General features: G+C 61.1%; 26 protein-coding genes. 13 read left to right on the top strand and 13 right to left on the bottom strand.

Translation table 11 applies throughout. The features are described from left to right. Positions 1 to 701: transposase (locus tag ACUSIJ_RS27515; protein WP_449311616.1), on the top strand; the 701-nt coding region annotated here is incomplete at its 5' end. Positions 702 to 851: 150 nt separating this feature from the next. On the opposite strand, the gene ACUSIJ_RS27520 is transcribed toward ACUSIJ_RS27515, so the two are convergent. The 6 genes from ACUSIJ_RS27520 to ACUSIJ_RS27545 all read right to left on the bottom strand — a co-directional run bounded on the left by ACUSIJ_RS27520 (position 852) and on the right by ACUSIJ_RS27545 (position 6,156). Then, on the bottom strand, positions 852 to 1,775 hold the full coding sequence (locus tag ACUSIJ_RS27520; RefSeq protein ID WP_449311617.1) for a phosphotransferase enzyme family protein: 924 nt from the start codon (positions 1,773 to 1,775) through the stop codon (positions 852 to 854). Further along, positions 1,772 to 2,683, bottom strand: coding sequence for an NAD-dependent epimerase/dehydratase family protein (locus ACUSIJ_RS27525; RefSeq protein ID WP_449311618.1), 912 nt, complete (start codon positions 2,681 to 2,683; stop codon positions 1,772 to 1,774). The genes ACUSIJ_RS27520 and ACUSIJ_RS27525 overlap by 4 nt, the downstream gene beginning before the upstream one ends. A 587-nt stretch (positions 2,684 to 3,270) precedes the next feature. Further along, positions 3,271 to 3,711 carry a type II toxin-antitoxin system VapC family toxin gene (locus ACUSIJ_RS27530; protein WP_449311619.1) on the bottom strand — a complete coding sequence of 147 codons (441 nt, stop codon included), beginning with the start codon at positions 3,709 to 3,711 and terminating at the stop codon, positions 3,271 to 3,273. Next, a complete protein-coding gene (locus tag ACUSIJ_RS27535) occupies positions 3,711 to 3,950 on the bottom strand; it encodes a FitA-like ribbon-helix-helix domain-containing protein (protein WP_449311620.1) in 240 nt (79 codons plus the stop codon). Before ACUSIJ_RS27535 ends, ACUSIJ_RS27530 begins: the two co-directional genes overlap by 1 nt. A gap of 446 nt (positions 3,951 to 4,396) precedes the next feature. Continuing rightward, positions 4,397 to 5,659, bottom strand: coding sequence for an extracellular catalytic domain type 1 short-chain-length polyhydroxyalkanoate depolymerase (locus tag ACUSIJ_RS27540; protein WP_449311621.1), 1,263 nt, complete (start codon positions 5,657 to 5,659; stop codon positions 4,397 to 4,399). A 77-nt stretch (positions 5,660 to 5,736) separates the two neighbouring features. Next, a complete protein-coding gene (locus ACUSIJ_RS27545; protein ID WP_449311622.1) occupies positions 5,737 to 6,156 on the bottom strand; it encodes a CopG family transcriptional regulator in 420 nt (139 codons plus the stop codon). Between the two features lie 301 nt (positions 6,157 to 6,457). Between ACUSIJ_RS27545 and ACUSIJ_RS27550 the strand changes: the two genes are divergently transcribed. The 5 genes from ACUSIJ_RS27550 (at position 6,458) to ACUSIJ_RS27570 (ending at position 10,610) form a co-directional block, all read left to right on the top strand. After that, positions 6,458 to 6,886 carry a DUF2946 family protein gene (locus tag ACUSIJ_RS27550; RefSeq protein WP_449311643.1) on the top strand — a complete coding sequence of 143 codons (429 nt, stop codon included), beginning with the start codon at positions 6,458 to 6,460 and terminating at the stop codon, positions 6,884 to 6,886. A gap of 336 nt (positions 6,887 to 7,222) precedes the next feature. After that, a complete protein-coding gene (locus ACUSIJ_RS27555) occupies positions 7,223 to 7,744 on the top strand; it encodes a YcnI family copper-binding membrane protein (RefSeq protein ID WP_449311644.1) in 522 nt (173 codons plus the stop codon). An 83-nt stretch (positions 7,745 to 7,827) separates the two neighbouring features. Then, positions 7,828 to 9,468, top strand: a complete 1,641-nt coding sequence (locus ACUSIJ_RS27560; protein ID WP_449311623.1) for a copper resistance CopC/CopD family protein — start codon at positions 7,828 to 7,830, stop codon at positions 9,466 to 9,468. 174 nt (positions 9,469 to 9,642) lie between these two features. Then, the gene (locus ACUSIJ_RS27565) at positions 9,643 to 9,834 is read left to right on the top strand and encodes a hypothetical protein (RefSeq protein WP_449311624.1); all 192 of its coding nucleotides are present in this window, start codon (positions 9,643 to 9,645) and stop codon (positions 9,832 to 9,834) included. Next, a complete protein-coding gene (locus ACUSIJ_RS27570) occupies positions 9,810 to 10,610 on the top strand; it encodes a class I SAM-dependent methyltransferase (RefSeq protein WP_449311625.1) in 801 nt (266 codons plus the stop codon). Before ACUSIJ_RS27565 ends, ACUSIJ_RS27570 begins: the two co-directional genes overlap by 25 nt. An 11-nt stretch (positions 10,611 to 10,621) precedes the next feature. Here ACUSIJ_RS27570 and ACUSIJ_RS27575 read toward each other — a convergent pair whose 3' ends face one another. Then, positions 10,622 to 10,759 (bottom strand): hypothetical protein, encoded by a 138-nt coding sequence (locus ACUSIJ_RS27575; protein WP_449311626.1) that lies wholly within the window; start codon positions 10,757 to 10,759, stop codon positions 10,622 to 10,624. 192 nt (positions 10,760 to 10,951) lie between these two features. Beyond that, positions 10,952 to 11,863, bottom strand: a complete 912-nt coding sequence (locus ACUSIJ_RS27580) for a LysR family transcriptional regulator (protein WP_449311627.1) — start codon at positions 11,861 to 11,863, stop codon at positions 10,952 to 10,954. 98 nt (positions 11,864 to 11,961) lie between these two features. On the opposite strand from ACUSIJ_RS27580, the gene ACUSIJ_RS27585 reads away from it, so the two are divergent. Next, positions 11,962 to 12,282, top strand: coding sequence for a nuclear transport factor 2 family protein (locus ACUSIJ_RS27585; RefSeq protein WP_449311628.1), 321 nt, complete (start codon positions 11,962 to 11,964; stop codon positions 12,280 to 12,282). After that, complete coding sequence (locus ACUSIJ_RS27590) at positions 12,282 to 13,061, top strand: SDR family oxidoreductase (protein ID WP_449311629.1); 780 nt, start codon at positions 12,282 to 12,284, stop codon at positions 13,059 to 13,061. The genes ACUSIJ_RS27585 and ACUSIJ_RS27590 overlap by 1 nt, the downstream gene beginning before the upstream one ends. 18 nt (positions 13,062 to 13,079) lie before the next feature. Here the strand turns inward: ACUSIJ_RS27590 and ACUSIJ_RS27595 are convergent, their stop codons facing one another. Continuing rightward, complete coding sequence (locus ACUSIJ_RS27595; protein ID WP_449311645.1) at positions 13,080 to 13,547, bottom strand: MarR family winged helix-turn-helix transcriptional regulator; 468 nt, start codon at positions 13,545 to 13,547, stop codon at positions 13,080 to 13,082. Between the two features lie 142 nt (positions 13,548 to 13,689). On the opposite strand from ACUSIJ_RS27595, the gene ACUSIJ_RS27600 reads away from it, so the two are divergent. Next, the gene (locus ACUSIJ_RS27600; RefSeq protein ID WP_449311630.1) at positions 13,690 to 14,475 is read left to right on the top strand and encodes an alpha/beta fold hydrolase; all 786 of its coding nucleotides are present in this window, start codon (positions 13,690 to 13,692) and stop codon (positions 14,473 to 14,475) included. 89 nt (positions 14,476 to 14,564) lie between these two features. On the opposite strand, the gene ACUSIJ_RS27605 is transcribed toward ACUSIJ_RS27600, so the two are convergent. Together ACUSIJ_RS27605 and ACUSIJ_RS27610 are read right to left on the bottom strand one after the other, a co-directional pair. Continuing rightward, positions 14,565 to 14,936: a hypothetical protein gene (locus ACUSIJ_RS27605; RefSeq protein WP_449311631.1), complete on the bottom strand. Its 372-nt coding sequence runs from the start codon at positions 14,934 to 14,936 to the stop codon at positions 14,565 to 14,567. After that, positions 14,933 to 15,793: a DODA-type extradiol aromatic ring-opening family dioxygenase gene (locus ACUSIJ_RS27610; protein WP_449311632.1), complete on the bottom strand. Its 861-nt coding sequence runs from the start codon at positions 15,791 to 15,793 to the stop codon at positions 14,933 to 14,935. Before ACUSIJ_RS27610 ends, ACUSIJ_RS27605 begins: the two co-directional genes overlap by 4 nt. A 465-nt stretch (positions 15,794 to 16,258) precedes the next feature. Here ACUSIJ_RS27610 and ACUSIJ_RS27615 point away from each other — a divergent pair, with 465 nt between their 5' ends. The 4 genes from ACUSIJ_RS27615 to ACUSIJ_RS27630 all read left to right on the top strand — a co-directional run bounded on the left by ACUSIJ_RS27615 (position 16,259) and on the right by ACUSIJ_RS27630 (position 21,243). Further along, complete coding sequence (locus ACUSIJ_RS27615; RefSeq protein ID WP_449311646.1) at positions 16,259 to 17,881, top strand: GMC family oxidoreductase; 1,623 nt, start codon at positions 16,259 to 16,261, stop codon at positions 17,879 to 17,881. Between the two features lie 116 nt (positions 17,882 to 17,997). Beyond that, the gene (locus ACUSIJ_RS27620) at positions 17,998 to 18,819 is read left to right on the top strand and encodes an alpha/beta fold hydrolase (RefSeq protein WP_449311633.1); all 822 of its coding nucleotides are present in this window, start codon (positions 17,998 to 18,000) and stop codon (positions 18,817 to 18,819) included. 87 nt (positions 18,820 to 18,906) lie between these two features. Beyond that, the gene (locus ACUSIJ_RS27625; protein ID WP_449311634.1) at positions 18,907 to 20,016 is read left to right on the top strand and encodes an FAD-dependent oxidoreductase; all 1,110 of its coding nucleotides are present in this window, start codon (positions 18,907 to 18,909) and stop codon (positions 20,014 to 20,016) included. 144 nt (positions 20,017 to 20,160) lie between these two features. Then, the gene (locus ACUSIJ_RS27630; RefSeq protein WP_449311635.1) at positions 20,161 to 21,243 is read left to right on the top strand and encodes a helix-turn-helix domain-containing protein; all 1,083 of its coding nucleotides are present in this window, start codon (positions 20,161 to 20,163) and stop codon (positions 21,241 to 21,243) included. Positions 21,244 to 22,164: 921 nt separating this feature from the next. Here the strand turns inward: ACUSIJ_RS27630 and ACUSIJ_RS27635 are convergent. Together ACUSIJ_RS27635 and ACUSIJ_RS27640 are read right to left on the bottom strand one after the other, a co-directional pair. Further along, on the bottom strand, positions 22,165 to 23,118 hold the full coding sequence (locus ACUSIJ_RS27635) for a mechanosensitive ion channel family protein (protein ID WP_449311636.1): 954 nt from the start codon (positions 23,116 to 23,118) through the stop codon (positions 22,165 to 22,167). A gap of 188 nt (positions 23,119 to 23,306) precedes the next feature. After that, the gene (locus ACUSIJ_RS27640) at positions 23,307 to 24,224 is read right to left on the bottom strand and encodes an MBL fold metallo-hydrolase (RefSeq protein ID WP_449311637.1); all 918 of its coding nucleotides are present in this window, start codon (positions 24,222 to 24,224) and stop codon (positions 23,307 to 23,309) included. Positions 24,225 to 24,408: the final 184 nt, after the last annotated feature.

A 24,408-nucleotide genomic window follows, 5' to 3' on the forward strand; every position in this document is an offset into this window, starting at 1 on the left:
TCGGCTACAACGTCCAGCTCGCCGTGGATACCAAGCACAAACTGATCGCCGAGCAGGAGGTGTGCAACCAGGTGATCGACCTCGGCCTTCTGGCCCCTACGGTGGAGGCGGCGATGGATACGCTCGGTGTCGAGAAGATTGAGGCTGTCGCCGACCGCGGTTACTTCAAGATCGAGGACATAGAGGCCTGCGAGGCCGCTGGCATCACCGCCTATGTGCCGCAGCCGATCCGTGGATTGGCGGTGAACCAGGGGTATTTCGCCAAGGAATTGTTCCGCTACGATGCGAACGAGGACGTCTATATCTGCCCCGCCGGGGCGAAGCTTTTTCCGCGCTATGAGGGCAAGTTACGGGACAACAAGAAGATCGAGTATTGCGACCGCGCCGCCTGCAAGGGATGCGCCCTCAAGCCGCGCTGCACCGGCAATCTCTATCGCAGGGTCTCGCGTCTGGAGAACAAGGCAATCCTTGACCGCATGGCCGCCCGTCTCGACGCCCGGCCCGAGATCCTCGACCGGTGGCGCGAGAACGTCGAGCATCCCTTCGGAACCATCAAGCAGTGGATGAACCAGGGCGCTTTCCTGATGCGCGGGCTCGACAACGTGCGCGGCGAATTCAGCCTGACGGCGCTGGCCTACAATATCAAAAGGGCCATCACCCTTGTCGGCGTGCAGGGCCTGATCGCCGCCGTGAGGGCCTGATCAGTGAAAATCCCGCCTCCAGATCTACAAAAGCGGCTTGAAGGCACTCGATTGGGCCACATGCAGCCCAAAACGCCGATGAACGGAAATTCCGGGAAAATCCGCATCGCTCAATGGCGAGTGCCGATAAAATCCCGGGCCCGCCGCCTTCTAGGACAGTCTGGGGGAGATCTGCGACTGAGAGAGCACCGTTATCGCTCTCTCAAATGTTTTGCTCCAAACTTCGTCGGACAATGCACAGTAGCGCGCGAGGAAGAGCAGCGAGCGAACCTCATTTAGCCTTATGAAAAGATCGAGAGCATTCCGCTCAGGTCCGGATAGCGGACGCACCTGCCGATACCCAGTGATCAATGCTTCCACCATGGCATCGTTTTCTGGGCTTACCTCGTGTGCGAAATGCCACAGGGCGGTGCTCAGATCGAGAACAAGAGGGCCACGCTCAAAATCGTCGAAATCGAAGAAGACAGTCCTGTCATCTTGAAGGCGGGCATTTCCGGTCCAGGCATCGCCGTGGCACATGCCAACCGGCAGGGCGCGCAGGTCGAGCTGAACCAGGGATGGAAGGTATCTACGCTCGATCACATCCATGACCTCTTTGCTCTGAGGTACACGTTGCAACGCATGCAATGCGTCGCGGACAAGCGCAACCGGGTCGAGCTCTCGGACCTCGCCGTCAACAATGGCTGGCATGGCCAAATGCAGATTTGCGATAGAAGCTCCAAACCGTTCCATATGGGCGGGGTTAAATTCGATCTGCGCGCCTTCGGTGCTCTCGAAAAGGCAAGCGTGTCGCTTTTCACTATTCCATACCATCTCGATGATGCAGGTTCCATCAACCTTAGCAGTGGGTCGGCTGACACCTACAGGTGCGCTGTCAGGAAAGCGCATCAGCAGGCTGGTTTCCGCGATGATCTGCGGGAGAGGTCGCCCCGATTGGCGATAGAGCCGCAGGTAGAATACAGTCGTGCCTTCCCGAACCCAGTAGGTCCGGTTAACTCCACCAACGACTAGTTCAATAGCGTCAAAACGGCGTGCGAACTGCGAAGAGAGAAAGTCCTTGTCGATGTCGGTCATTGGTCCAGTATATCCCCGGATGTACGCGGTGATGCACTAGCAACGGCAAGCTCGGTCATAGCCACCCTCTCATCAACGACATCGGCATAGCCAAGCGCGGTACGGATTTTCCTGGTGTCGAGGACAAGATGGTGGCTGTAATCGAACGGCGGGGGAACAGGCAACGGATCCCGTCGGGCCGGTAATGACCCCAACCGCTCGCCCATGGTCGGCGTGATTTCTTCTCCAACATTGAACACCGCGTTGTGCACTTCCGGATGGAATGCGGCCGTCACGATCGCGGCTGCGACGTTCTCGACATGCCCATGGGTCCAACGCCACTCGGGCACGGCCGCGAAGCCATAGACGGTCGAAAGATCGCCATTGTCTTCCGGCCCGTAGACCTTGGGCAGGCGCAGGATTGTCCAGTCGAGGCCGGGCGTGCCCTGCACGGTGCGCTCGGCCAGGATCTTGTCGTAGTCATGGGCGTATGCGCCCAGCTGCGCTTCCATGCCGCGATAGGGATAAAGCACCGAACGCAGCGGGGCATCTTCCCGCAGGGGCACCGCCTCGACCGGCCCCGGCTCCGCTTTCATCAATCGACCATAGGCCCGGTAGACGTCGCAGCTCGAAATGAGAACGAGGCGCCTGGCGCGCCCTGTAAAAGAGCGGGCGGCGGCTTCTGCATCGGCCTCGCCCATTGCGACCATGTGGATCACGATATCCCAATCGCGAAGCAGGCGGGCAGGCAACGTCGTTATGGGATACTCCGCTCCCGGGTCCAGAAAGTGCGCGACGTCCGGCAGGATCGGGTTATTGCTTCTCCCCCGATGAAAAACCGTCACGTCGGCGCCCGCTTCGTGAAGACGCCGCACGACGTACGCGCCAATGAAGCGGGTGCCTCCGATCACCAAAACCTTGCTGCTCATTCGTCGATCTCCCCGTTGCTCATATCTGTCCCGTCGAGGGCCCGCAGGGGCGGGAATCGCGAAATCGGTGACGGCGCGTACGACCGGGTGCATGAACCGGACTGGAGGATAAGCGAAAAACGCCTCTGTCGGCCTCACTTCGTAGTCGGGCAGAATGCGAATGAGGCTTCCGGCCACGAGCTCGTCGTTCACCGGAAGCTGCTGGACAGGCCCGGCCATGGGCCCCTCGACCAATGTCGTCGCAATGATGTCGGCGCTGTTCGTGTGCAGGACGGACCGTACGACAATGTCTGCAATCGTGCCATCTTTCCTGCGCAGCGAAAGCACGTCGCGTGATCGGGCTGAGGCGGTCCGATTCGAGACGGACGATCCTTACGCTCGTGCAGGGATCGGGCAAAAGTCGGCATTATCCACTGGCGGCTGCGTTGGTGGGGGGTGCGTTTGACGCCGACGGCCATTCGCCCTCCCACCTGCCCCGGTGCAGTCACGGCTAGAACCCCGCTGATACGAAACAGAATGAGAACGGGGAAGGGATGACCCGACTGCGCCAGCGACTGGAACGGGCAACTGGACACACAGGTCCGCGCCTAGTGCGCGCCGTGCTGCAGGTCCGAAAGCGAAACACACAGGCTGGCGATTTCACTTGATCCGCGCTCGGCAATAATGTGCAGAAGGCGCGTATCCGCGGTCACGAATCTCGATCCGCTCCGGAGCGCGGCCGTCAGATAGGCGCAGTCATAGGCCGGATGCGAAAGCTCGATCGCAAGACTCGTTGTCTGTTCGAGCAGTCCCGTCATGGGGAGAAAGTCGATACCGGAGCGCTCGATCAGCCCTGCCGCCAGGACGGTCTCGTCGCGGGTAAGCTCGCCGCGTTGGACTTTCTTCCAAAGGATGTTCGCGCATTCCGGGATAAGCAACTCCGGCGCTGCAAACCGGAAACGTGTTCGCAGATCGACAGCAGCTTCGGTCCCTTCTTCCTCCACGACCCACTTGATCGCGATGCTGGCGTCGACAACGAGAGTCTCCATCAGCGCTCGTCTCGGCCTTCGCGCAGAAGCACTTCAGAGGGCGTCTGCTTGCGCGACGCGGTCAGTTTCCGAAGCTCGGCCGCGAGACCGTCAAAATCGGGCCCGACTTCACTTGCAAGGGCCTGGCGCAGGATCTCGCGATGCTCGGCCTCCGCCGAGCGGCCATGGCGCGCGGCGCGTATCTTCAGCTTCGCGATCAGGTCATCGTCCAGATTGCGGACATGGAGGTTTCCGGCCATCGATATGCTCCCAATGAGATCATTGGGAGCATAGATAGCGCTCCGATCGCTTATAGACAAGGAGAGGACGGGATAGGGGAAGAGAGGTGGAAACCCAGCTGCCGCATGCCCGCCGGCTGGGGGGAGGAGACACTGGGGTCATGGCCGCGTCATCCATTACCGCTGGGGGTCCTGTCGCGGCCATTGTCCCGGGCCGCGAAAGGGAGGGGGACATCGAGCGTTCCGGACGACTGGCTGGAAGCTGCGATACAGCCCCTTTTTCTGTCCGGAGGAAGCCCGTATCACGAGACCGGGAGCAGCGGGCTCGGACTTGTCATCGTCCGGCAACCCGCTGCGGTTCTCGACGGGCCGCTTCGGCTCTATGATCGCACTGCCGACGGAGCGACAGCGGGAATCCCCATCCGCTGCAAACCGTTGGTCCCCGGGGGCGTCAGCCACTTGCACAATCACTGTTGATCCAGAAAGAAGCGCACCATTTCATGCGATGCATCCGGCCCTGGCGGATCGGTATAGGATCCGCCGGCCTGACCGCCGGACCAGGCATGCCCGGCGCCGTCGATCAGCCAGTATTCCACGATCGGCGTTCCGGCCGCGTCGGTGACGATCGTCCTCGTATAGGTTCGCCCGCCCGGCGCGCGGGCGGATTCCCGCCGGACAGTATTCCGGGCGCCGGGCGGGCTGACCTGCGTGACGATCCGCTCGGCGTTCGAGGGATGGACCGTCCGGTCCGCCCCGCCCTGGAAGACGATGGTGCGTACCGGAGACCCTTCGGCGGGGGCACGTGATCTTGTAAGGGGCACAATACCGGCTTCCCCGCGCATGGCGGAAAAGGCCGACAGGACGTCGTTGGCCGCCCCGCAGGCCAGCCCGGAATGGATTCCGGCAGCTGCGAAGAGATCGGGATAGGTCTCGCCCATGATCGCCGCCATCGCACCGCCCGCCGACAGGCCCGCCACGAAGACACGGCTGCGGTCAAGGCCGAACTCAGCCATGATCTCCCCGGTGATCCCGGCGATGATCGCCGGTTCTCCCGCGTCCCGTACCTGGTCGGTGGGCCGGAACCAGTTCCAGCAGGACGACGCATTGTCCGTTCCCGCCTGGCCGGGATAGGCCACCAGCAGACCGTGCGTCTCGGCTACGGTGTTCATGCCGGTGCCGGCGGCGAAATCCCCGGGATCCTGCTTGCAGCCATGAAGCATGACCAAGAGGCCGTGCGGCCGGTCCGGCGCACTGGCGGGAATGTAGAGCCTGTAGCGTCGCGTGCCGGCCGCGCAGGTGAAGGAACGCGCCAGGAATTGCGCCCCTTCCGGAACGGCTATTTCCGGGGTCGGTTTCGCCATGCCGGGCAAACGGGTTCCCGTTAAGTCAATGCCGGGTGCGCCGTAAGAGCCGACCGCCGTCAGGCGCCCCTCGCGCAGGATCCGCAAGGCCTCTCCCAAGGGCCTGCGCAGCCTCGGCGATGCGGTGGCGGATCCCTCGGGCGCGGCTTGCGATAGTGCGGAAGGCGCGATGATCTCGGCGTCCGGATCGATCGGGAAGGGTGGCTGACGCTTCGGTGGAGGCGTAAGCTCCGGGTCGGCCGGAGCGCACTCATCCGGAAGCGGCCGCCCGGCAAGTGCGTTCCGGATCATGCGGGTGGCCTCGGTGAGGTTCGTGGCGCGCACGGAGAGCGCCGCCCGGCGCATGGCCGCGGCAAAATCATTGTTCATGGATCTGTTCCTTGCGAAGTATGCCGGTTTGCTGACGCATTGTCCGCCTTGAGCGGACAATGGATTGCCGGATGGGACTATCGGATGCGGTCGGCCAGCGCTGATTTCAGTTCCGCGCTGGCCTGAAGCGCGCCGAGCACGGTGATGGACGCGATCGTCGCGAGCGCGAGTTCGGGTGTGACGTCGGAGGCGATGCGCGCAAGGCCCACCACCTTGATGTGGAGTTTTTCACCGGCGGCCTTCACCGCTTCCAGATCCGCCCGGCTGTAGTCGCGTAGCCCCAGTTCCAGCGTATGCCTGTCAATCGATTGCGCGACGGTCTCGGCATGCGCGGCGAGCTGGTTGCGGATCGCCGTGCGGATGAAGTCGGTGCGGTTGGAATAAAACCCCTCCTGCACCAGAAGGTCGACACGGCCGAGATCGACGTAGCCGAGATTGATGGTGACCTTCTCGGACTCGCCGCCCTTGTCGCGCAATCTGTGAACATTGTTGCTCATCACTTATCTCCATCCGTATGGATGGTATATGGATGGCCAATGGATGTTCTGCAAGAAGCGGCCACGCCTTTTTTGCTGCGATGACAATCAGCGTGAACACGAACGGATATGAATTAGATTATTTCTCCGTTTCGCTGAATCGGAGAAATAATCTAACTCTTTGATTTTGATCGAATTGTTTTCGATTAAATGGAATCATTTAATCGAAACGCGCTCTAACAGGCGGGGCGCGGAACCTCAGCAGGCTGTCGAAGCCACTTTGCCGCATGCAGAGTTTCCGCCTTTTCGCATATGTGCCCAGATGATAGGTTTACTCGTTACGAAAAGGGCGGGTTGCGGTTTGAGCGCGAAGCGACGAGAAACAAGATCATGGGTTGCGGTTGTCGCGGCCTATGCGCTTGTCATTCAGTCGCTCCTCGGTGCATTCGCGATCGGCGCGAGTGCGGCCCCCTCCCGGCTTGATGCATTCGGCACCGTTATCTGCACCTCTCACGGTGTTGAAGCCTTGCCCGATGGCGCAGATCCGTCGAAAAGCGGGCTTATGCCGGACCACTGCGCCGTCGGATGCTGCGCGTTCGCGCATGCCATCTTGTCGGTTCCGGACTATACCGCGGTTCCGGTTGCGTTTGTTCCGCAGGAGGACGCGGTCCTGCGTCCCGCGCCGGAGGCCCGTGCGTCAGGCCGGGAAGGCTTACCCGGCAATCCCCGTGCCCCACCTGTGAGCGTCTGATCCGTTTCGCGATCTCGGGCCTGGACCGGGTCGGCGCAGGTTCTCGCCATGACTGATCCGTAGTCCGCTGTCGGCATTGCTGAAGATCGGCAGGCGGATTCGTGTCCGGGCATGAAAGTGCGTCGGCACTATTCCATGCGCGCATGAACATCCAGGAATCCCGAGAATCTACAGCCAAGGCTTCAGGCCCGCATTCATGGCGGCGCCTGAAGCGGGCGGCTGCGTGATCGAAACCCATGACCTCCATGAACCATGACTTCCATGAACAAGGCCAGGTGCAAGGCCGTGGCAGAGCCGGGCGCGCACTTCGGCAACAAAAGGATATGTCAGATGACCATTCTCAAAACCCTCGTCCCTGCAACTGCTCTCATTGTCATTGGCGCGACCGGAGCTGTCGCTCATGTCACCCTGGAAACCAAAGAGGCGCCGGTCGCCTCGACCTATAAGGCGATCTTCCGCGTGCCTCACGGCTGCGAAGGCAAGCCGACGCTGAAGGTCCGGGTGCAGATTCCCGAAGGCGTCATCGCCGTGAAGCCGCAGCCGAAGGCCGGGTGGACGCTGGAGAAGGTCCGGGGAAAGTACGAGAAGTCCTATGACTACTACGGCACCCCGACGAGCGAGGGCGTGAAGGAAATCTCCTGGGGCGGCGGCAATCTCCCCGATGACGAATATGAGGAGTTCGTCGCCCGCGTCTATCTGACGGGCGATCTTGAGCCCGATACCATCCTCTACTTCCCGGTCGTGCAGGAATGCGCGGACGGTGCGGCCGAACGCTGGATCGAGATCCCGGAGGCCGGCAAGAGCTTGGACGACTACGAGACGCCGGCACCCGGCGTGAAGCTGCTTCCGAAGAAGTGATGCCCCGGGCAGGCGCGTTTGAAAGGCGCGCCTGCCACTCCCGGCAAAGGGGTAGGCAAGGGGGGTGTGCGGGGGTGTTTTGCATGAATACCGAATGTCTCACGGCGGCAATCCGGCATTGGGCGAGATCCATCATCCTGGCCACGGTCGTCGTCGCTGCCTGTTCGTCCGTCTGCGTCGGAAACGCGCTTGCCCATGCCTCGCTTGTCAACGCGGATCCCGCGGACGGATCGGTCGTCGCGACGGCTCCCAGCTCCTTCGCTCTGACTTTTAACGAGCCGACCTCGCCACTCGTGCTCAAGCTGGTGCAGCCGGATGGTACGAGCATCGCACTCCAGCGTTTCGTGCTTCGCGACGCCACGCTCGACATCGAGGCGCCGACCGGGCTCGCCAACGGGACCCATGTGCTGAGCTGGCGGGTCATCTCCGAGGACGGCCATCCGGTCGGCGGCTCGGTGGTGTTCTCTGTCGGCGCTCCCAGCACCGGAGGTGGACATGCTCCGGTCGAGGCAGTCGACTGGCCGGTCCGGGTCGGCCTCTGGCTGACGAAGGTCGTCCTCTACGTCGGTCTGTTCGTCGGCGTCGGCGGCACCTTCTTTACATGCTGGGTCGGCGGGCGATCCCGGCTGACCTCGCTCGTGGCGGCATCGACCATTCTGGCCGGTCTCACGGCGGCCTTGCTGTCGATCGGCCTGCAGGGCGTCGACGCTCTCGGTCTTTCATTGCTGGATCTGACACAACGGCTGGTGTGGACCACGGGCCTCTCGACCTCTTATGGCGCGACGGTGGTGACCGCGGCTGCGGCCCTTGTCGCCGGCCTGGTGTCGCTGCGATCGGACGGAATCTTGGCGAAGGTGCTATCGCTTCTCGCCCTCGTCGCTATTGGCCTCGCCCTGGCCACGAGCGGCCACGCGAGCACCGCCCATCCGCAATGGCTGACCCGGCCCGCCGTCTTCCTGCACGCGGTGGGCATCGCTTTCTGGGCCGGATCGCTCCTACCCCTTGGATCGGCTTTCGGCGCCGCTTTCGCCCGGCGGGCTTCCGACGCCCGGATCGTCCTGCTTCGCTTTTCGCGAGTAATCCCTGTCGCGATCGTGCCGCTCGTTGCCGCAGGGAGTCTGCTTGCCTTGGTCCAGCTCCATCGCTTCGATGCACTGTGGACGACAGCGTATGGGCAAGTCCTGCTCATCAAGCTCGTTCTTCTGGCTGCACTGTTCCTGCTCGCGGCGTTCAACCGCTTGTGGCTCACGGAGCCGAGCGCGCGGGGGGACCGCCGGGCAATCCTCCGGCTGCGCCGCTCGATCCGCCTGGAGCTCGTGCTGGTCGTGGCGATCTTCGCCGTCGCCGCCGTCTGGCGCTTTACATCGCCGCCGCGTGCGCTGATCGAGGCTGCCGCGGCTCCGGCTTACGTCCATATTCACAGGGACAAGGCGATGGCCGAGGTGACGATCACGCCGGGCCACGTCGGTCCGGTCAACGCTTCGATCATGACCATGACCGGCGATTTCGGGCCGCTGGCGGCCAAGGAAGTGACGCTCGTGCTGTCGAATCCGGCTGCCGGTGTCGAGCCGATCAGGCGGCCGGCGACGAGAGAAGACGAGAGTAACTGGCGCGTCGACGGTCTCAACCTGCCGCTACCCGGCAAATGGTCCGTCCGCGTCGACATCCTCATCTCGGATTTCGAACGCGTGAAGCTCGAAGACGCAATCGAGATCCGGCCATGACGGCTTCCCACGTCCGGCAGCAGCGAAAGCAGTGCCACGCCCCGTCCAGAATGCCATCGGGCCTTTGGCGAGCGCGATCTTCCGATACAAGGCCACGCAGGGGAACCCCTTCGAGGTATTTTGGCTGGATGACATCCAGCCCGCTCATCCCGCTGTTGGGGCACGAGAGAAACAATGAAGAAAGCCGTGACGGCAATTCACAATCTCATTCAGGCGATGTCGATTCGTGACTGGCGCTTGCGTCTTGAGCAAGGCATTCTTGAGCAAGGTATTCTTGCCTTCGGCTGGCAACGAGCAGGGCAGATGCAGCAAGTGGGAAATCGGGTTGAAGGAAAGCCGGAATGGTCAATGACGATGAGATATTGACGTTGCTCGCCCGTTGGGATCGCCAGCAGGAGGGTTATATCAAGCAGCGTGAAGAGCGCTTCGAGGTCATGTTCCAGGTTCTGGAATCGGTTTTCGGCGAAGCGTTCACCGTGATCGACGCCGCTTGCGGTCCCGGTTCGCTGAGCCGCCGCCTGCTGGACCGGTTTCCCGCCGCCAGGGTAGTCGCCATTGACGCGGACGTCATGCTGCTCGAAATGGCCCGAGTTTCGCTGGCGTCGGACAGCGACAGGGCACGGGTTGTGGAGACCGATCTTTCCGGCGCCGCATGGGACGAACAGGTTCTCGACGCGGTCAAATCCATGAACGCGGACAAGCCGTCGGCGCTGGTATCAACCACCGCGCTGCATTGGCTGTCTCCCGGCGATCTGGCTGAGTTTTACGGCGCGGCGGGCGAACTGCTCAAGCCGGGCGGGATTGTGATGAATGGCGATCACATGCGCTTCGACATCCGGTGGCCGACCCTCGCAGGGATTGCGAAGACGATCCGCCAGCAGGTCGAGCACGAAGCCGTTACGCATGGTGAGGATGACTGGGCAGGCTGGTGGGAGCGTGCGGCAAAAATTCCGCGCCTAGCGGCGCTCAAGGAGCAACGTGACGCCTTCTTTGCCTCCCGCCCTCTGAAACGCGCGAGGAGCGGCGAAGACTGTTCCGTGGATTTCCATGTGGCGGCATTGCGCCACGCGGGGTTCGTGGAGACGGGAACGATCTGGCAGCAGTTCGACAATTACGTCGTGTTCGGACGGCTGCCCGAATAGGCATGGCAGCCTCACAACCGCAAGCGACTCGGCGCATGTTGGTCCGCGATGCCTAGCCTTATCGGTGGGAGCAGATAGTCGATGATGGCGAACAGGACGACGCCAAGGCCGGTGAGCGGAAAGGCGATCGATACCGTGATGGCGATCATGGCAAGCTCCCTGGCCATCGCCGATGTTGCCGCTTGTCTCGTAGCGTTTCACTTCCTGCCTGTCCTTGACGGTGATGCGCAGGTCCGGTCCGCCGGGGTTGTCCACCACCGTTACCTTCGCGGTGGAGAATGAGTTGAGCGGATTGGTGACGATGGCGATCATCGGGATGCCAACCACCACCTTGCGCCTCGTCAGGCTTTGTGTGCCCGCTGTGCTGCGATCTCGCGGGCCAGCGCAAGGAAGGCTTTCAGCCCCGCCGAGGGGTTTCGCCGCCCGGGGTAATAGAGGCTGAAGCCGGGGCGCGGCGGGGTCCAGTCCTCCAGCATCCGGATCAGGCGGCCGGCGGCGATTTCCTCCAGCACGTCCTGTTCGATAAAGAAGCCGATGCCGGTGCCTTCCAGCACGGCGGCGCGGGCGATGCCGGCCTCGTCCAGCGTCAGTCGACCCCTGACGTCGATCTGCATCGACTCGCCCTGCCGCTCGAAATGCCAGCGGTAGAGCGCACCATTGGGCAAACGCACGCGGATGCAGTCATGGGACAGGAGATCGGTCGGGACAAGCGGTTTCGGCCGGGCCGCGACATAGCCGGGCGAGGCGACGACGGCATAGCGCTGCGGACGGCCCAGCGAGAGCGCGATCATGTCGCTGGGGACCAGATCGGCAACCCGGACCCCCAGATCGAAGCCTTCGGCCACGATATCGACAAGCCGATCCTCGGTCACCAGATCGACCTGCATCTCGGGATAGCGGCGCAGAAATTCCAGCACGAGCGGCGAAATGATCTCGCGCCCCGCCAGGGTCGAAGCGTTGATGCGCAAGAGGCCCGACGGCGTTTCGCGCTGCGAGCGGGCGGTTTCCATCGCGCCGCGGATTTCGGACAGCGCCGGGCCGACCTGTTCCACGAACTGCTGCCCGGCATCGGTCAGCGCGACGCTGCGGGTGGTGCGGTTGAAAAGCCGCACGCCGAGGCCCGTCTCCAGCCGCGCGATGGTGTGGGACAGCGCGGTCGTGGACATGTCGAGTTCGATCGCCGCCGTTCGGAACGATCCCCGGCGCGCGATGGCCAGAACGGCCTCCAGATCCGTCAGCCCGATGCGCTGCATTATCCCGATCCTGTCATTTTCTCATGCAGGTTTGTCCCACTTATGCAGACAATGGTCGAGGGCTAAATTCCTTCCGCAAGACAGGAAAGGAGCTGCAGATGGATCTTCCCGCGCCGATCAGAACTTACTTTGAAGCCGATGCGCGCAATGATGCGGAGGCTTTCGCCACGGTCTTCGCCGTCGATGCCGTCGTCGATGACGAGGGGGAGACCCACCGGGGTCCCGAAGCGATCCGCCGCTGGTGGCAGGCCGCCAAGGCGAAATACCGCCATACCGCCGAGCCGTTCGACCTGCTCGAGGCGGAGGGGAAGAGCGTGGTCTACGCCCGGGTCCGCGGAGACTTTCCCGGCAGCCCCGTGACGCTGACCTTCACCTTCGGTCTGGATGGCGGCAGGATCATGGATCTGGAGATCCGCTGATGACCGGCTTCCTGACGCTGGCGGGCAAGCGCGCCCTGATCACTGCGGGCACGCAGGGCGCCGGCGCGGCCACGGTCGCCCTGTTCCGCGAACTCGGCGCACAGGTGCTCACCACCGCCCGCTCACGGCCGGAGACCACGCCCGAGAACATCTTTGTCACCGCTGACCTGACCACGCTTCATGGCTGCCAGACTGTCGCCGGGGCCGTGCGCAGCCGGATGGGCGGGATCGATGTCATCGTGCATATGCTGGGCGGCTCCTCTGCCCCCGGCGGCGGCTTCGCAGCCCTGACGGAAGAGGAATGGCAGAAGGAGCTGGACCTCAATCTCTTTCCCGCCGTCCGGCTCGACCGCGAACTGGTGCCGGCGATGGTTGCGCGGGGTAGTGGCGTGGTGATCCATGTCACCTCGATCCAGCGCGTCATGCCGCTGCCCGAGGCCACCACCGGCTATGCGGCCGTCAAGGCCGCGCTGTCCACCTACAGCAAGAGCCTTGCCAGGGAGGTCTCGCCGAAGGGAGTGCGGGTTGTCCGCGTCTCACCGGGCTGGATCGAAACCGAGGCTTCGGTCCGGCTGGCCGAACGGTTGGCGCTGGAGGCGGGCACCGATTACGAGGGCGGCAAGCAGATCATCATGGATGCGCTCGGCGGCATTCCCATCGGCCGCCCCTCGAAACCGGCCGAGATCGCGAACCTCATCGCCTTCCTGGCTTCCGACCGGGCTGCGACGATAACCGGCACCGAATACGTCATCGACGGCGGTACCGTGCCAACAGTGTAGGTGCATGACCATACTGGATCAGGTGGATGTGCCCCATCCGCCTATCTGGGAGTAGATCGCGTCACGAAGGTGCCGGATGTCCCGGTTGAGTTTCGCCAGTTCATGCGGGCTTTGCATCGAAGTCGTCAGCAAGGCTTCGCCAAGGCATCCGGCCTTCGCCTGCAATGCACGTCCACTGTCCGTCAAAGCCACGACCACCTGCCGTTCATTGCGTGGGTTTCGTGTCCTTTGCAACAGCCCTGCCACTTCGAGGCGCTTCAGAAGAGGGGTGAGTGTGCTCGATTCCAGCGCCAGCTTCTCGGCGATCGCGCCAACGGTCTGCTTGTCCTCCCGCCAGAGAACGTTGAGCACGAGATACTGCGGGTAGGTCAGCCCGAGTTCATCGAGAAGGGGCTTGTAGACGCGCTGGATCGCGATTCCAGCCGAGTAAACGGCGTAGCAGAGCTGGTCGTCCAGTGGCGGCGGGTTGTTCGGTCTGTCATTCATCATGCACAACTCCTTGGGCATTTAGATAGCAAGTGTGATCGCGAAAAACAATATCGCGATAAAAAATATCTTGACCAGCCATGCCTGCTGCGTTAACAAAAATTACTACGATAATTGTTATCGTGATTGATAAGGAGCAGCCATGAACACCAAGGCCAGAAAAATCCTCGCGGCCGCGGCGGCTGTCGCCGCTATCATCGGCATGAAGCCGGCGAGCGCGTCAGACCCGATTCCGCAGAGCCAGCCAGTCAAAAATGTAGTGCTTGTGCACGGAGCGTTTGCCGACGGCTCCGGTTGGCGCGGCGTCTATGACGAACTGACACAGCGCGGCTATCGCGTTACCATTGTTCAGAACCCGCTCACCTCTCTCGAGGACGATGTCGCCGCCACCAAGCGCGCGCTGGATCGGCAGGATGGCCCGACCATTCTCGTCGGGCACTCCTGGGGCGGCACGGTTATTACGGAAGCGGGGATCGATCCCAAGGTTGTCGGGCTTGTCTATGTCTCCGCACTCTCGCCCGATGCCGGAGAAACGACCGCCCAGCAGTATGAGGGCTTTGCACCGGCATCCGAATTCGTCATCGAGACGACGGAAGATGGCTTCGGCTTTGTAAGCCCGGAGAAGTTCCAGGCTGGTTTTGCTCATGACGTCAGCGATGCGGACGCCGCCTTCATGCGGGACTCGCAAGTCCCCGTCAATATGTCGGTTTTTGGCACGAAGCTCAACAATGCGGCCTGGCGGTCCAGGCCGAGCTGGGCGGTGATCGCCACCGAGGACAAGGCATTCGACCAGGCCATGCTGCTTCACATGGCAGAGCGCATCGGTGCAAAGATCACCAAAGTCTCCGCGAGCCACGCGCTCTTCATGACCCAGCCGAAAGTCGTGGCCGACACGATCGACACGGCCGCGCAGGCGGTCTCGAAGTAGAACGGATCAGCCAATGACGCCGCATCATCGGGGCTATCGACCTCCTGTTGTCGATGCCCCGATGAACGGCTTTCCGCCACGCGTTCATTCTAGACGGCGACGGAGGGGTAAACGCGGCCAAGCCAGTGCTGGAGTTTCGCGGCGAACTCACGTTGGAACGCAAGCGGTCCCAGCTTCGTCATATAGGGCTCGTCGTAGATCCCGATGAAGATCGTGAGATTAAGGAAAAAGTGGGCTCCCATCTCGAACAGCGCGACGAAGTCATGATTGACGAGGGCGGTCCGCTCCTCCGCCGTCAGTGTATGGACAGCGGAGTGTTCGCTGTCGTTACCGAGGAGTTTCGGCCCGATCGATTGTTCCCATGTCGTGACAAAATTGACCGGATCCTCTGAGTAACGCTTCAGATACTCAGGATCCCTGTCGACGGTGTAGAGGAACTTGTTGACGTAATACCTGCTCATGCCGCCTGTTCCTTCGGATACCAGGTGAAATAGGCTTCCATCGTATGGAAGAGGTCAAGGTTGTCGACGTAGTCGGCACCTTCAGGGCCGGCGACGCCGAGCATTAGGATGAAGTTGAGGAACCCGTGGGTCGCATTGCCGCTTCTCGCCATGCTCTGATGGGTGACATTGGCCAGGATCGATTCGACGTCGCCTGCACTCAGCCATTCGATCGCCTTGCGATCGAATTCCGGATCGGGCCCAGTGTCCATGAACTGGCGGGGCCCGCCGAGCTCCAGCGACAGGTGGCCAGTGCCAATGGCGGCGATCCGTTTATCGGACGGATAATCGTCAATTGCCTTGCGGATCGCGCGACCAAGGTCATAGAAGCGGCGTGGCGATTGAAGGGGCGGCGCAAAGATATTCGTATAGACCGGCACCACCGGCAGATCGTTCTGGGGTCGCACCGCGATGATCGGGCAGATGATCGAATGGTCGAGCTTCAGCTCGTTGGAAAAGGCAAAATCAAAGTTCTGGTCCATCAGCGACTGGTGCATGAAGCGCGCCATATCCTCATCGCCGTCCAGCATGTACCTGGGAATGCCGAACTCACGCTCCTCATTGTAGAAGATGGCGTCATAACGGGGCGCCTTGCCGATCAGGAACTGGGGGCAATTGTCCAGGAATATCTGGTGGAAGTGATCAGAGCCGACCATGACCAGTATATCGGGTTCCGTCCGGGCAAGGGTCTCCCGGTACGCCTCTATCTTGCGTTTCCACTCCGGAGCCTGGGGGATCTGCTGTTCGGGCGGAGCGGTGATCGCCTTCAGATAAAAGGGGTGATGTGTCGACGCCAATGTCGCAACGAGTTTCGCCAAGGTTCTTCTCCTTACCATTATAGCGCAGCCATGTCTGATGAGCGGCCGTCAGGCATAGGGCGGGTCACTCATAATTCAGTTTCAAATGTGCCGCAATAATCATTTTTATCATTTAGTGAGATCGGCGGTCGTTGATGATTGACGCTCCATGGGCCCTCGCTACCGGTTGTTGATTCTGCTGGTGGCGCCGGTTCAGCGCGCACTGCAGGGTAAAAATCAGCGAAAATCCCAAGGCTTGCCGGAAATTGCAGCCCCGTGCGGATCACAGTTTCACAGGCGCTGCGCGGTCGGATCGCAGGTGAACGGCGCAATGATGGGCTGGTCGTTAGGTGTGATAGCTCACAAATAAAATGATAAATTTGATAAAAATGTTTTATTCGATGTCAATCCAGTCTATAAGCTGGGCCTCGTCACCAGAAACCATCGATAGAGGTCGATCACATGAAACAGACAATGCAGGTCATGATGCACGCCAAAGCCGGGTATGAGGGCCAAGGCGGGACGCGCGAAAAATCTCACACCGATTTCGATTTCATCGTGTGCGGCGCCGGCTCCAGCGGATCGGTCGTCGCGGCCCGATTGGCTGAAGACGGCAATGCACGTGTGCTGCTCCTTGAAGCGGGAGGGGATGACTCGGCCGAGAGTGTCTCGGAACCGGCCCAATGGCCGCTGAACCTCGGCAGCGAGCGCGATTGGGGGTTCATCGGAGAGCCCGCGCCCGGACTCGCCGGCCGGCGGCTGCCGCTGAGCATGGGCAAGGGACTTGGCGGCGGCTCAAGCATCAACGTCATGGTGTGGGCGCGAGGCCATCAGGAGGATTGGGACTATTTCGCCGCAGAGGCGGGCGATAAGGCCTGGGGCTATGAGTCGGTCCTCGGCTATTACCGTCGGATCGAAGACTGGCGGGGCACACCGGATTCCTTGCGGCGGGGGACGGGAGGGCCGGTCTACGTGGCGCAGCCCGATACGCCCCACCCGGTTGCAAGTGCACTGGTTGCTGCTGCGGGCCTGATGGGCATTCCGGTCTTCGACAGCCCCAACGGCGAGATGATGGAAAGCCCGGGAGGCGCATCGATCGCGGAGTTGCGAATCCGCGGAGGCAAGCGGGAATCGGTGTTCCGCTCTTATGCCTATCGAATGATGACGCAGCCAAACCTGACCGTTGTCACCAACGCGCTGGTCACACGGCTCATAATCGAGGGCAAGAAGGTGCTTGGGATCGAGGTTCTGCTCAACGGCGAGCGCCGCCAGTTCCGCGCACGCTGCGAGACGGTGCTGTCACTGGGTGCCGTCCATACGCCGAAGGTTCTCATGCAGTCGGGCATCGGTCCCGAAGAAGAGTTGCGGGCCCACGGGATTCCCGTCGTCCAGCATCTTCCCGGTGTAGGCCGCAATCATCAGGATCATCTCGCGTTCGGATGCACCTGGGCATATCGCAAGCCGGAAGAAGTCGGCGGCGGCGGCTGCGAAGCGACGCTTTACTGGAAAAGCGATGCTCGTCTTCGCCACCCCGACATTCTTCAGTGCCAGCTTGAATTCGCGGTGCCCTCGCCAGCAGAGGCGAGGCTGGAAACGCCGGAGCATGGCTGGACAATGTTTGCGGGACTCGCGCAACCGAAAAGCCGCGGCCGGCTGCGCCTTTCCGGGCCCGATGCGCATCATCCCATTCTCATAGAACCGAACTCTCTGAGCGAGCCCGAAGACATGGCAGCCGCCCTGGTGGCGGTGGAACTGTGCCGCGAGGTCGGAAACAGCGAAGCGTTCACGCCGCTGGTCAAGAGCGAGACGGCGCCGCGCGCTCGGGACCGGGCAGGAATGATCGATTTCATTCGGAAGTCCGCGGTCACCTACTGGCACCAGTCCTGCACGGCCAAGATGGGACGTGACAGCATGTCGGTGGTCGACAACCAGCTCAAGGTCTATGGCATCGAAGGCCTCCGCATCGCCGACGCCTCGATCCTGCCCCGCATTACGGTCGGAAACCTGATGGCGCCGTGCGTTGTCATCGGAGAGCGGGCCGCCGACATGATCCGACTGCAGCACGGCCTGTCGCACGCACAAGACACCGAACCTTTCGAGCATGGTTGAAGTCCCACAGCTCTTCGCGTGGTGGTGCGCACCGCCACGCCACCTCGACATTTCTCAGGCTACGCCGCCCCATCGGCCACTTCCGGTGAGATCCGAGGGGCGCCAGGAGAATCTATATGCAAATGACCACGCGTCGCGACATCCAGACATCTCATGGCATGATCGCTGTCGAGACGAAAGGGCAAGGCTTCCCTGTCGTTTTCATCCATGGAAACTCGGCATGCCGCCAGGTGTTCCGCAAACAGATCGCGTCGCCGCTGCTCGATGGATACCATTTGATTACTTTCGACCTTCCAGGTCATGGCGATTCAGACGATGCATCCGATCGCGAGCGAACGTACACCCGCCCCGGTCTGGCCGATCTGGTCGAAGAGCTTCTCGGCAAACTGGATATCAACGATGCCGCAATCGTCGGCGCGTCTCTTGGTGGACATATAGCAATCGAGATGCTGGCCCGTTCGGGGATTCCCCGGGGACTGTTCTTGATGGGGACCCCCGCCGTGGGCACGAACATGGCCGAAGGATTTATCGGAAATCCGCTGAACGGTCTGGCTTCACAGGGGCGGCTGTCCTCACGAGAGGCAGAACGATTTGCCAGAGCGGTTTTTGGGGCTGATTTCGAGCTTTTCATGCAAATGGCGATCGAACGAACCGACAGGGAATTCAGAAATACGCTGTTTGCTGCAGCTAGACGGCAGGCAGGCGTCAACCAACGGGAAGCGTTGACCTCGACAAGCATTCCGACTGCCATCGTCAACGGCGAGAATGACCGGATCATCAATCTCGATTATGTCGACAGCGTTCCCTACGCGAACCTATGGCGCGGGAAATGCTTCCGTATCCCGCATGCGTCGCACTCTCCTTTTTGGGAAACTCCGGAATTTGTCAATCTTCTCCTGTTCAATTTCTTGAAAGAGTTGAAAGGCAAGGGCTCATGAATCCGGTAGCCGGAGATCCAACCGCTCGGTGCTTGGCTCCATGACCAAGCCGCGCTCTAGATTCAATCTAGTACCGGATGAATCAAAATGAGAATACTTATCGTAGGGGCTGGAATTGCGGGGCTGGCAATGCATCGGGCACTGTCGCGACGTGGCTTCGATGTCAGCATCGTTGAACGGAACAACTTTGCCGGCATCGGCGGGGCGGGGCTGTTCCTGCCGGGAAACGGTGTACGAGCTATCGGGGAACTCGGGTTACTTGATGCCCTGTTGGAAAACTCTCACCCGATCGATTATCAGCGTTTTTGCGACGAGAATGGGCGAGTACTGAATGTGGTCGATACAAATGACTTCTGGCGTCATGTCGCACCGTGCAGATCCATGAAGCGTTCCACGCTGTGGGAGTTGCTGAAAAGCGGGATGAGCGATGAGGACATTCAGTATCGGCGCATAGTGGACGTTACGAACGATCAAGATTGTTGCCTGGTGAGCTTCGAGGACGGTGGGGCCGACGAGTACGATTTGGTTATCGGCGCCGATGGGGTAAACTCGACCGTACGGAATTTTGTCTTTCCGGATGCTCCTTTGCCCGAGTACGTGGGAAACGTGTGCTGGCGCTTCGTCGTTCCTAACGTCTGCGGAATCAAGGACTGGACGGTGATGCTGGGAACCAGAAGGAGCCTGCTCGGCAAGCCCGTTTCATCGTCGGAGCTGTACGTCTACGCCGATATGTCTGTCGACAGTTCGGACCTCACAAACTACTCCTCATCGACGCTCTTGAAGCCGTTGTTCCAGGATATCTCCGGCCCTCTTCGACCGATCCTTGAGCTGTCCGCAAGCGCAAACGTCCACTTTGGGGCGTTGGTTCGCCTCCGAATGGACACCTGGTACCGAAATCGCGTGGTTCTTGTCGGAGACGCGGCCCACGCCTCGCCGCCAAGCATGGCTCAAGGCGCGGGCATGGCTGTGGAAGACGCCCTCGTTCTTGCCGATGAACTGGCAGGCACAAGTAACGTCGATGTCGCCCTGAGGCGTTATGAGGCGCGGCGGAAGAAGCGTGCTGATTGGATTCACCGCCAATGCGCCTCGCGTGACATGATGCGACGCCTGCCCCGTTCGGTGCGGAATGCCCTGCTGCGCTTCGGGGGTGGGCGGCTGTATCGGCGAGCCTATGGCCTCCTTGCGGAACCGCTCTGAGCCGTCCTGCCTTCCGTGGCCGGTACAGTGGTCGTTGAGCATATCCAATGGGTGAAACGCAACGACAAGGGCCCGGTATTTTTTCGCTTTCTTGCAAATTTCGCATTTTTCATTATATCTTGATCCACAGCAGTGGGCAATGACGTGAAAGATGTACTGACAACAGCGAAGGCCGCGCAGTTACTGGGCGTATCGGTACGTACCGCACAGCTCTGGGTGGAAAGCGGTCAGTTGCCGTCGTGGAAGACCCCCGGAGGACACCGGCGGATACCACGCCAGGCTGTCCTCGATCTGATTGACAATTCCCCCCAGGAGCATTTTCGCGTCGCCGCTCGCGCGATCGTATTTGCGGGCGAAGGACGTGGCTTCCAGTGGCGCATTGCGGGCCTTCCCGGATTGGGTTTGCTGTTGGATGTCGCGGAGGACATCCAAAGGGTCCGGGATTTGCTTGTTTTCATAACGCCTATGCTTCTCATCATTGAGAATGCTGATGAAAGAGAGCGTAAAAGACTGGTAGCCACTCTCGGCAATGACGTTCGCTTCCGCCGGACAACCATCATTAGCGTGATAACCGCGGCTGCCGATCACCCTGTCGCTATGGGGGCGCAACATGTCCAGATCAGAATGTTGCCTGACGTCCCTGCAATGAGCGCGGCAATCGTTGAATACCTGAGGGCGACCGAGCACGAGGCGAGCGAGCCTGTAGCATATCGTATGCCCTGGAACGAACGCGCGCGGTTGGATGCAGTGAGACAATCGGGGCTCGTCGGCTCTGCGCCGGATGCCAGTTATGATCGGCTGGTTCGGTTGGCGGCGCACGCCACCCGCGCTCCTATCGCGATGTTTACGCTCATCACGCAAGCAGAACAGTGGTTCAAATCGCGGGTTGGTTTCGATGGCTCCACGACGCCGCGGGACTGGGCATTCTGCAACGAAACGCTCGTCGCCAATGAGTTCACCGTGATCGACGATCTTTCGAAAGCGGAAAATTTTGCGCAGAATCCGACCTTAGCTGCACCATATGGTTTTCGGTTCTATGCCGGCGCTCCAGTTCGCGACCCGCTCGGTTTTGCCCTTGGTTCAATTTGTATCATTGATGTGATTCCCAGGACGCTAAGCAAAGATGAACGCGAAGCGCTGACGACCATAGCCGAGGCGACTTCTAACCTGATCCGTCTGAGAGTGCTCGAACGTGAGTCAACTGATCTGGGTGCGGGAAGAGGATAGGCTGGACCGACTTGTTTGACCGCCACCTCGTAAACCGGGCGCAGCGGTGGCCTACGGCCACGACTTTGGCGACCAAGCCTTCGCCGAAGTCGGGAGCGGAACTCCGACGACAACTGCTTTCGCACCGTTGCGCTTCGGCCGTTGCTTACATTTGTAGCGAAGAAGCGCTGCCTTGAAGCGTCGATGAAATAAGAGACGCCTACATATCCTTGTATGAAACACCGGTCAGCAAGGTTCAAAACAGTATGTGTACGGACAAAAAGCATCAGCGTCGACACCGCACGGAAATCTACGATGGACTGGAGCCGCTTGATTTCTTGGCTGGCTTGTCCAACAGCCCGCCTGGAGTCCTGTCTCTGCTGAAAGACTGGATATGCTGGTGTCTCGGATTAGGCCGTTCCCGTAAGTAGAACACGCGCAGGCTTACGTTCCACGGCCGGGGCATCATCTTTACAGTTTATCTCGAGCCCCGCAGCCGGACAAAGCATACCAACCTCAGCAATTCAAAAAGGTTGCTAGGATTTTCCTTTATCTTCACTACACCCGCACAAACCAAATCAAACACTTACACGCGCAGGTTCAAATCAGGTCGCCTGGACCCCGCAACCAAGGGCAGCCGGGAACAGCGCTCGTGAAGCGCACCACCCTTCGCGGCCGCCCACAGGAAAAGTGCAAAAAACTTCCAGTCCGGCAGGCTCAGTGGCGAAAGCGCCGGTTTTTGCATCCCGGACAAAAATGCCAAAAGCCGCACTCTACGGGAGTTATTCTTCCGATCCCTACCCCCAATCCCTCCATGACCAGTTCTGCCTCCGACGCAATCTGACTGATCGGGAAGGATGGAGCATCGTTCCTGCATACCAAGACGAAGCCGCTTCCGGCGCCGGCATCCGTGGCAGGGAAGCCGCATCATTCGTCGGATGCTTATCTTTCAGCCGACACGGCCAGCGAAAGGCCGCTTGCCTTGCATTGGTTATGGAGAAGGTCGAGGATCTCGTTCCGGGCTGGCGCCCGGTCGGCGGGATTTTCGACGCGAAACAGCAACTCCACTTCGATCGCGATCGCATCGATCGTCGTCATGGCGACGATTGGCGGGGGATTCTTGACGATCCGTGTGCTGGCCTGCAGCACGGATCGCATCACATCCTCGACGAAGCGCGGCCCATGCGTGACGGCGATGCGCGCGGTCAATGCGATCTGGTGCGTCCCGTCGGGGCGGCTCAGATTGGTCACGCCCTGCTTTGCCAGGATGCTGTTCGGCAGCACGACGATATTATGCCCGGCAGTCAGCAGGTTGGTGGAACGCCAGTTGGTTTCGGTGACGCGGCCCTCGGTGCCGTCGCTCAACTTGATCCAGTCGCCTATGACATATGCCCTGCCGAGGGTCAGTGCGATGCCTGAAAAGACATCGCCAAGCGTATTCTGTAACGCGAGGCCGACGATAATGGCGACGACGCCCGAGGTTGCGACCAGCGTGCCGATGGGCACGCCGAAAACAAAGCCAATGATCGATAGCGCCACACCGAGATAGATGATGGCGACGGTCATGTCCAGGATGAGGTGCGCTTCCCGCGGCTTGCGGTTGAGCATGACGTAGAGGTGGAGGAAGCCGATAACCGTCCATGCGAGATGGGTCCACCACAGGATCCTCGCTGATCTGGAGAGCAACACACCGAAACCCTGCGTGTAGATGTCATCGGGTTGGAGCGGAGAGAGGTCGCCCAATGAAAGGATGAGGCTCATGCCGAGAAAGAACAGGATCTGGACGATCAGGCGGCCTGTCGGACGGTTGCTGCCCTGCACGTGCCACACGACGATACCCACGATTCCCAGGAGATTGATCAGGACAAGCGGTATGAAATGGTCATGGCCGAACATGGTGGGCGCTCATCGACAATGATTGGTTTGAGCCGGGCGCTGGACCGGGCGCCCGGCCGGCTCATCTATTCCCTGATCGGAAACGTCAGCTCCTGCTGGGCTGTTGAGCAGATTTGCCGGTTTGTCGGCCGAGCTGGGCGCGGCCTTGAAGGCTGCGCGCCCTGGTTCGGCCTTGATCCGACAAGTAGTCAGTAGTCCCAGAAGACCGGCACCCAGCGAAAGGCGTCGCCGTCGACCGCCACCCGGCCGACGGACGGGAACGGCAGGTGAGTGGCCACCAGCTGTTCGCCGGTTGCCGCCAGCTCCGTCAGAAGACGGACCCGGACGCGGGCTGCCTCCTCGGGGTCGTGTTCGAAACCGTTGTGCCAGTCGGGGTGGTCGAACCCGACGGCGAAAATAGCGTCGCCGGCGAACGTCAGCCGGTCGCCGCCGGATGCCAGGCGGACAACGCTGTGCCCGGGAGTGTGGCCGCCGGTGCGACGGACGACCACCCCCGGCGCCACCTCGTGCTCCTCATCGAACTGCTGCAGCTGGTTGTGATACTCATTCACGAACCGCTTGGCGGCTGACCGAAGCGCGTCCGGGAACCCCGGCGGCATGTCGGCGTGGGTGAAGTCGGGTGACTCCCAAAACTTGACTTCGGCGGCCGCCACGTGGATCCGCAGGTCCGGACGCAGCCGGTCTTTCACCCCGTCGATGAGGAGCCCGCCAATGTGGTCCATGTGCATATGAGTCAGCACCACGTCGGTCACGTACGCAAGATCGATGCCGGCGGCCTCCAGTCGCCTGACCAGCTGCCCAGCCCGGGGCAAATTCAGGTTCGGGTCCAACCCTAGCCCGGCATCGACGAGTATGGTCTGATCGCCGCTGCGTACCACGACCACGTTCAGCGACCAGTCAAAAGCATCCGGCGGCAGGAACATGTCGTTCAGCCAGGCCGCCCGCACTGCCGGGTCGGCGTTGTGTCCCAACATCTTGGTTGGGAGTGGTAGCACCCCATCGCTGACCACCAGCACATCAATCTCGCCGACCCGCACCGCGTAGCGCGAAGGCACCAACTCTTCGAATCCCGTTCTGCCGGGGTGTGAAATGTTGTCCAAGCTCATGTCAGTCTCCTGTTTCTAAGATGCCCCATTCGCGCCAGCGCATGCCACAGGCATCGCTGGATAGATCGCTCCCACGCCTGGGCACGCCGCTCACAGGCGGATGCATGGCGTTCCATGGAAGGCCGGGAAGCTCGGCGATGGCCTGCGATGGGGTTCATCGCTCCCTGATCATGGGTGGAATGGA

The sequence above is a fragment of the Pseudochelatococcus sp. B33 genome (genome assembly GCF_053570585.1).

What these genes read in the sequence shown, in the direction of transcription:
- ACUSIJ_RS27570 (WP_449311625.1), top strand. Translation starts at nt 9,810, where the DNA reads ATGGTCAATGACGATGAGATATTGACGTTGCTCGCCCGTTGGGATCGC.
- ACUSIJ_RS27560 (WP_449311623.1), top strand. Translation starts at nt 7,828, where the DNA reads ATGAATACCGAATGTCTCACGGCGGCAATCCGGCATTGGGCGAGATCC.
- ACUSIJ_RS27575 (WP_449311626.1), bottom strand. Translation starts at nt 10,759, where the DNA reads ATGATCGCCATCACGGTATCGATCGCCTTTCCGCTCACCGGCCTTGGC.
- ACUSIJ_RS27580 (WP_449311627.1), bottom strand. Translation starts at nt 11,863, where the DNA reads ATGCAGCGCATCGGGCTGACGGATCTGGAGGCCGTTCTGGCCATCGCG.
- ACUSIJ_RS27595 (WP_449311645.1), bottom strand. Translation starts at nt 13,547, where the DNA reads ATGAATGACAGACCGAACAACCCGCCGCCACTGGACGACCAGCTCTGC.
- ACUSIJ_RS27615 (WP_449311646.1), top strand. Translation starts at nt 16,259, where the DNA reads ATGCACGCCAAAGCCGGGTATGAGGGCCAAGGCGGGACGCGCGAAAAA.
- ACUSIJ_RS27565 (WP_449311624.1), top strand. Translation starts at nt 9,643, where the DNA reads ATGAAGAAAGCCGTGACGGCAATTCACAATCTCATTCAGGCGATGTCG.
- ACUSIJ_RS27545 (WP_449311622.1), bottom strand. Translation starts at nt 6,156, where the DNA reads ATGAGCAACAATGTTCACAGATTGCGCGACAAGGGCGGCGAGTCCGAG.
- ACUSIJ_RS27550 (WP_449311643.1), top strand. Translation starts at nt 6,458, where the DNA reads ATGATAGGTTTACTCGTTACGAAAAGGGCGGGTTGCGGTTTGAGCGCG.
- ACUSIJ_RS27635 (WP_449311636.1), bottom strand. Translation starts at nt 23,118, where the DNA reads ATGTTCGGCCATGACCATTTCATACCGCTTGTCCTGATCAATCTCCTG.
- ACUSIJ_RS27535 (WP_449311620.1), bottom strand. Translation starts at nt 3,950, where the DNA reads ATGGCCGGAAACCTCCATGTCCGCAATCTGGACGATGACCTGATCGCG.
- ACUSIJ_RS27585 (WP_449311628.1), top strand. Translation starts at nt 11,962, where the DNA reads ATGGATCTTCCCGCGCCGATCAGAACTTACTTTGAAGCCGATGCGCGC.
- ACUSIJ_RS27620 (WP_449311633.1), top strand. Translation starts at nt 17,998, where the DNA reads ATGCAAATGACCACGCGTCGCGACATCCAGACATCTCATGGCATGATC.
- ACUSIJ_RS27520 (WP_449311617.1), bottom strand. Translation starts at nt 1,775, where the DNA reads ATGACCGACATCGACAAGGACTTTCTCTCTTCGCAGTTCGCACGCCGT.
- ACUSIJ_RS27605 (WP_449311631.1), bottom strand. Translation starts at nt 14,936, where the DNA reads ATGAGCAGGTATTACGTCAACAAGTTCCTCTACACCGTCGACAGGGAT.
- ACUSIJ_RS27530 (WP_449311619.1), bottom strand. Translation starts at nt 3,711, where the DNA reads ATGGAGACTCTCGTTGTCGACGCCAGCATCGCGATCAAGTGGGTCGTG.
- ACUSIJ_RS27590 (WP_449311629.1), top strand. Translation starts at nt 12,282, where the DNA reads ATGACCGGCTTCCTGACGCTGGCGGGCAAGCGCGCCCTGATCACTGCG.
- ACUSIJ_RS27540 (WP_449311621.1), bottom strand. Translation starts at nt 5,659, where the DNA reads ATGAACAATGATTTTGCCGCGGCCATGCGCCGGGCGGCGCTCTCCGTG.
- ACUSIJ_RS27625 (WP_449311634.1), top strand. Translation starts at nt 18,907, where the DNA reads ATGAGAATACTTATCGTAGGGGCTGGAATTGCGGGGCTGGCAATGCAT.
- ACUSIJ_RS27600 (WP_449311630.1), top strand. Translation starts at nt 13,690, where the DNA reads ATGAACACCAAGGCCAGAAAAATCCTCGCGGCCGCGGCGGCTGTCGCC.
- ACUSIJ_RS27525 (WP_449311618.1), bottom strand. Translation starts at nt 2,683, where the DNA reads ATGAGCAGCAAGGTTTTGGTGATCGGAGGCACCCGCTTCATTGGCGCG.
- ACUSIJ_RS27640 (WP_449311637.1), bottom strand. Translation starts at nt 24,224, where the DNA reads ATGAGCTTGGACAACATTTCACACCCCGGCAGAACGGGATTCGAAGAG.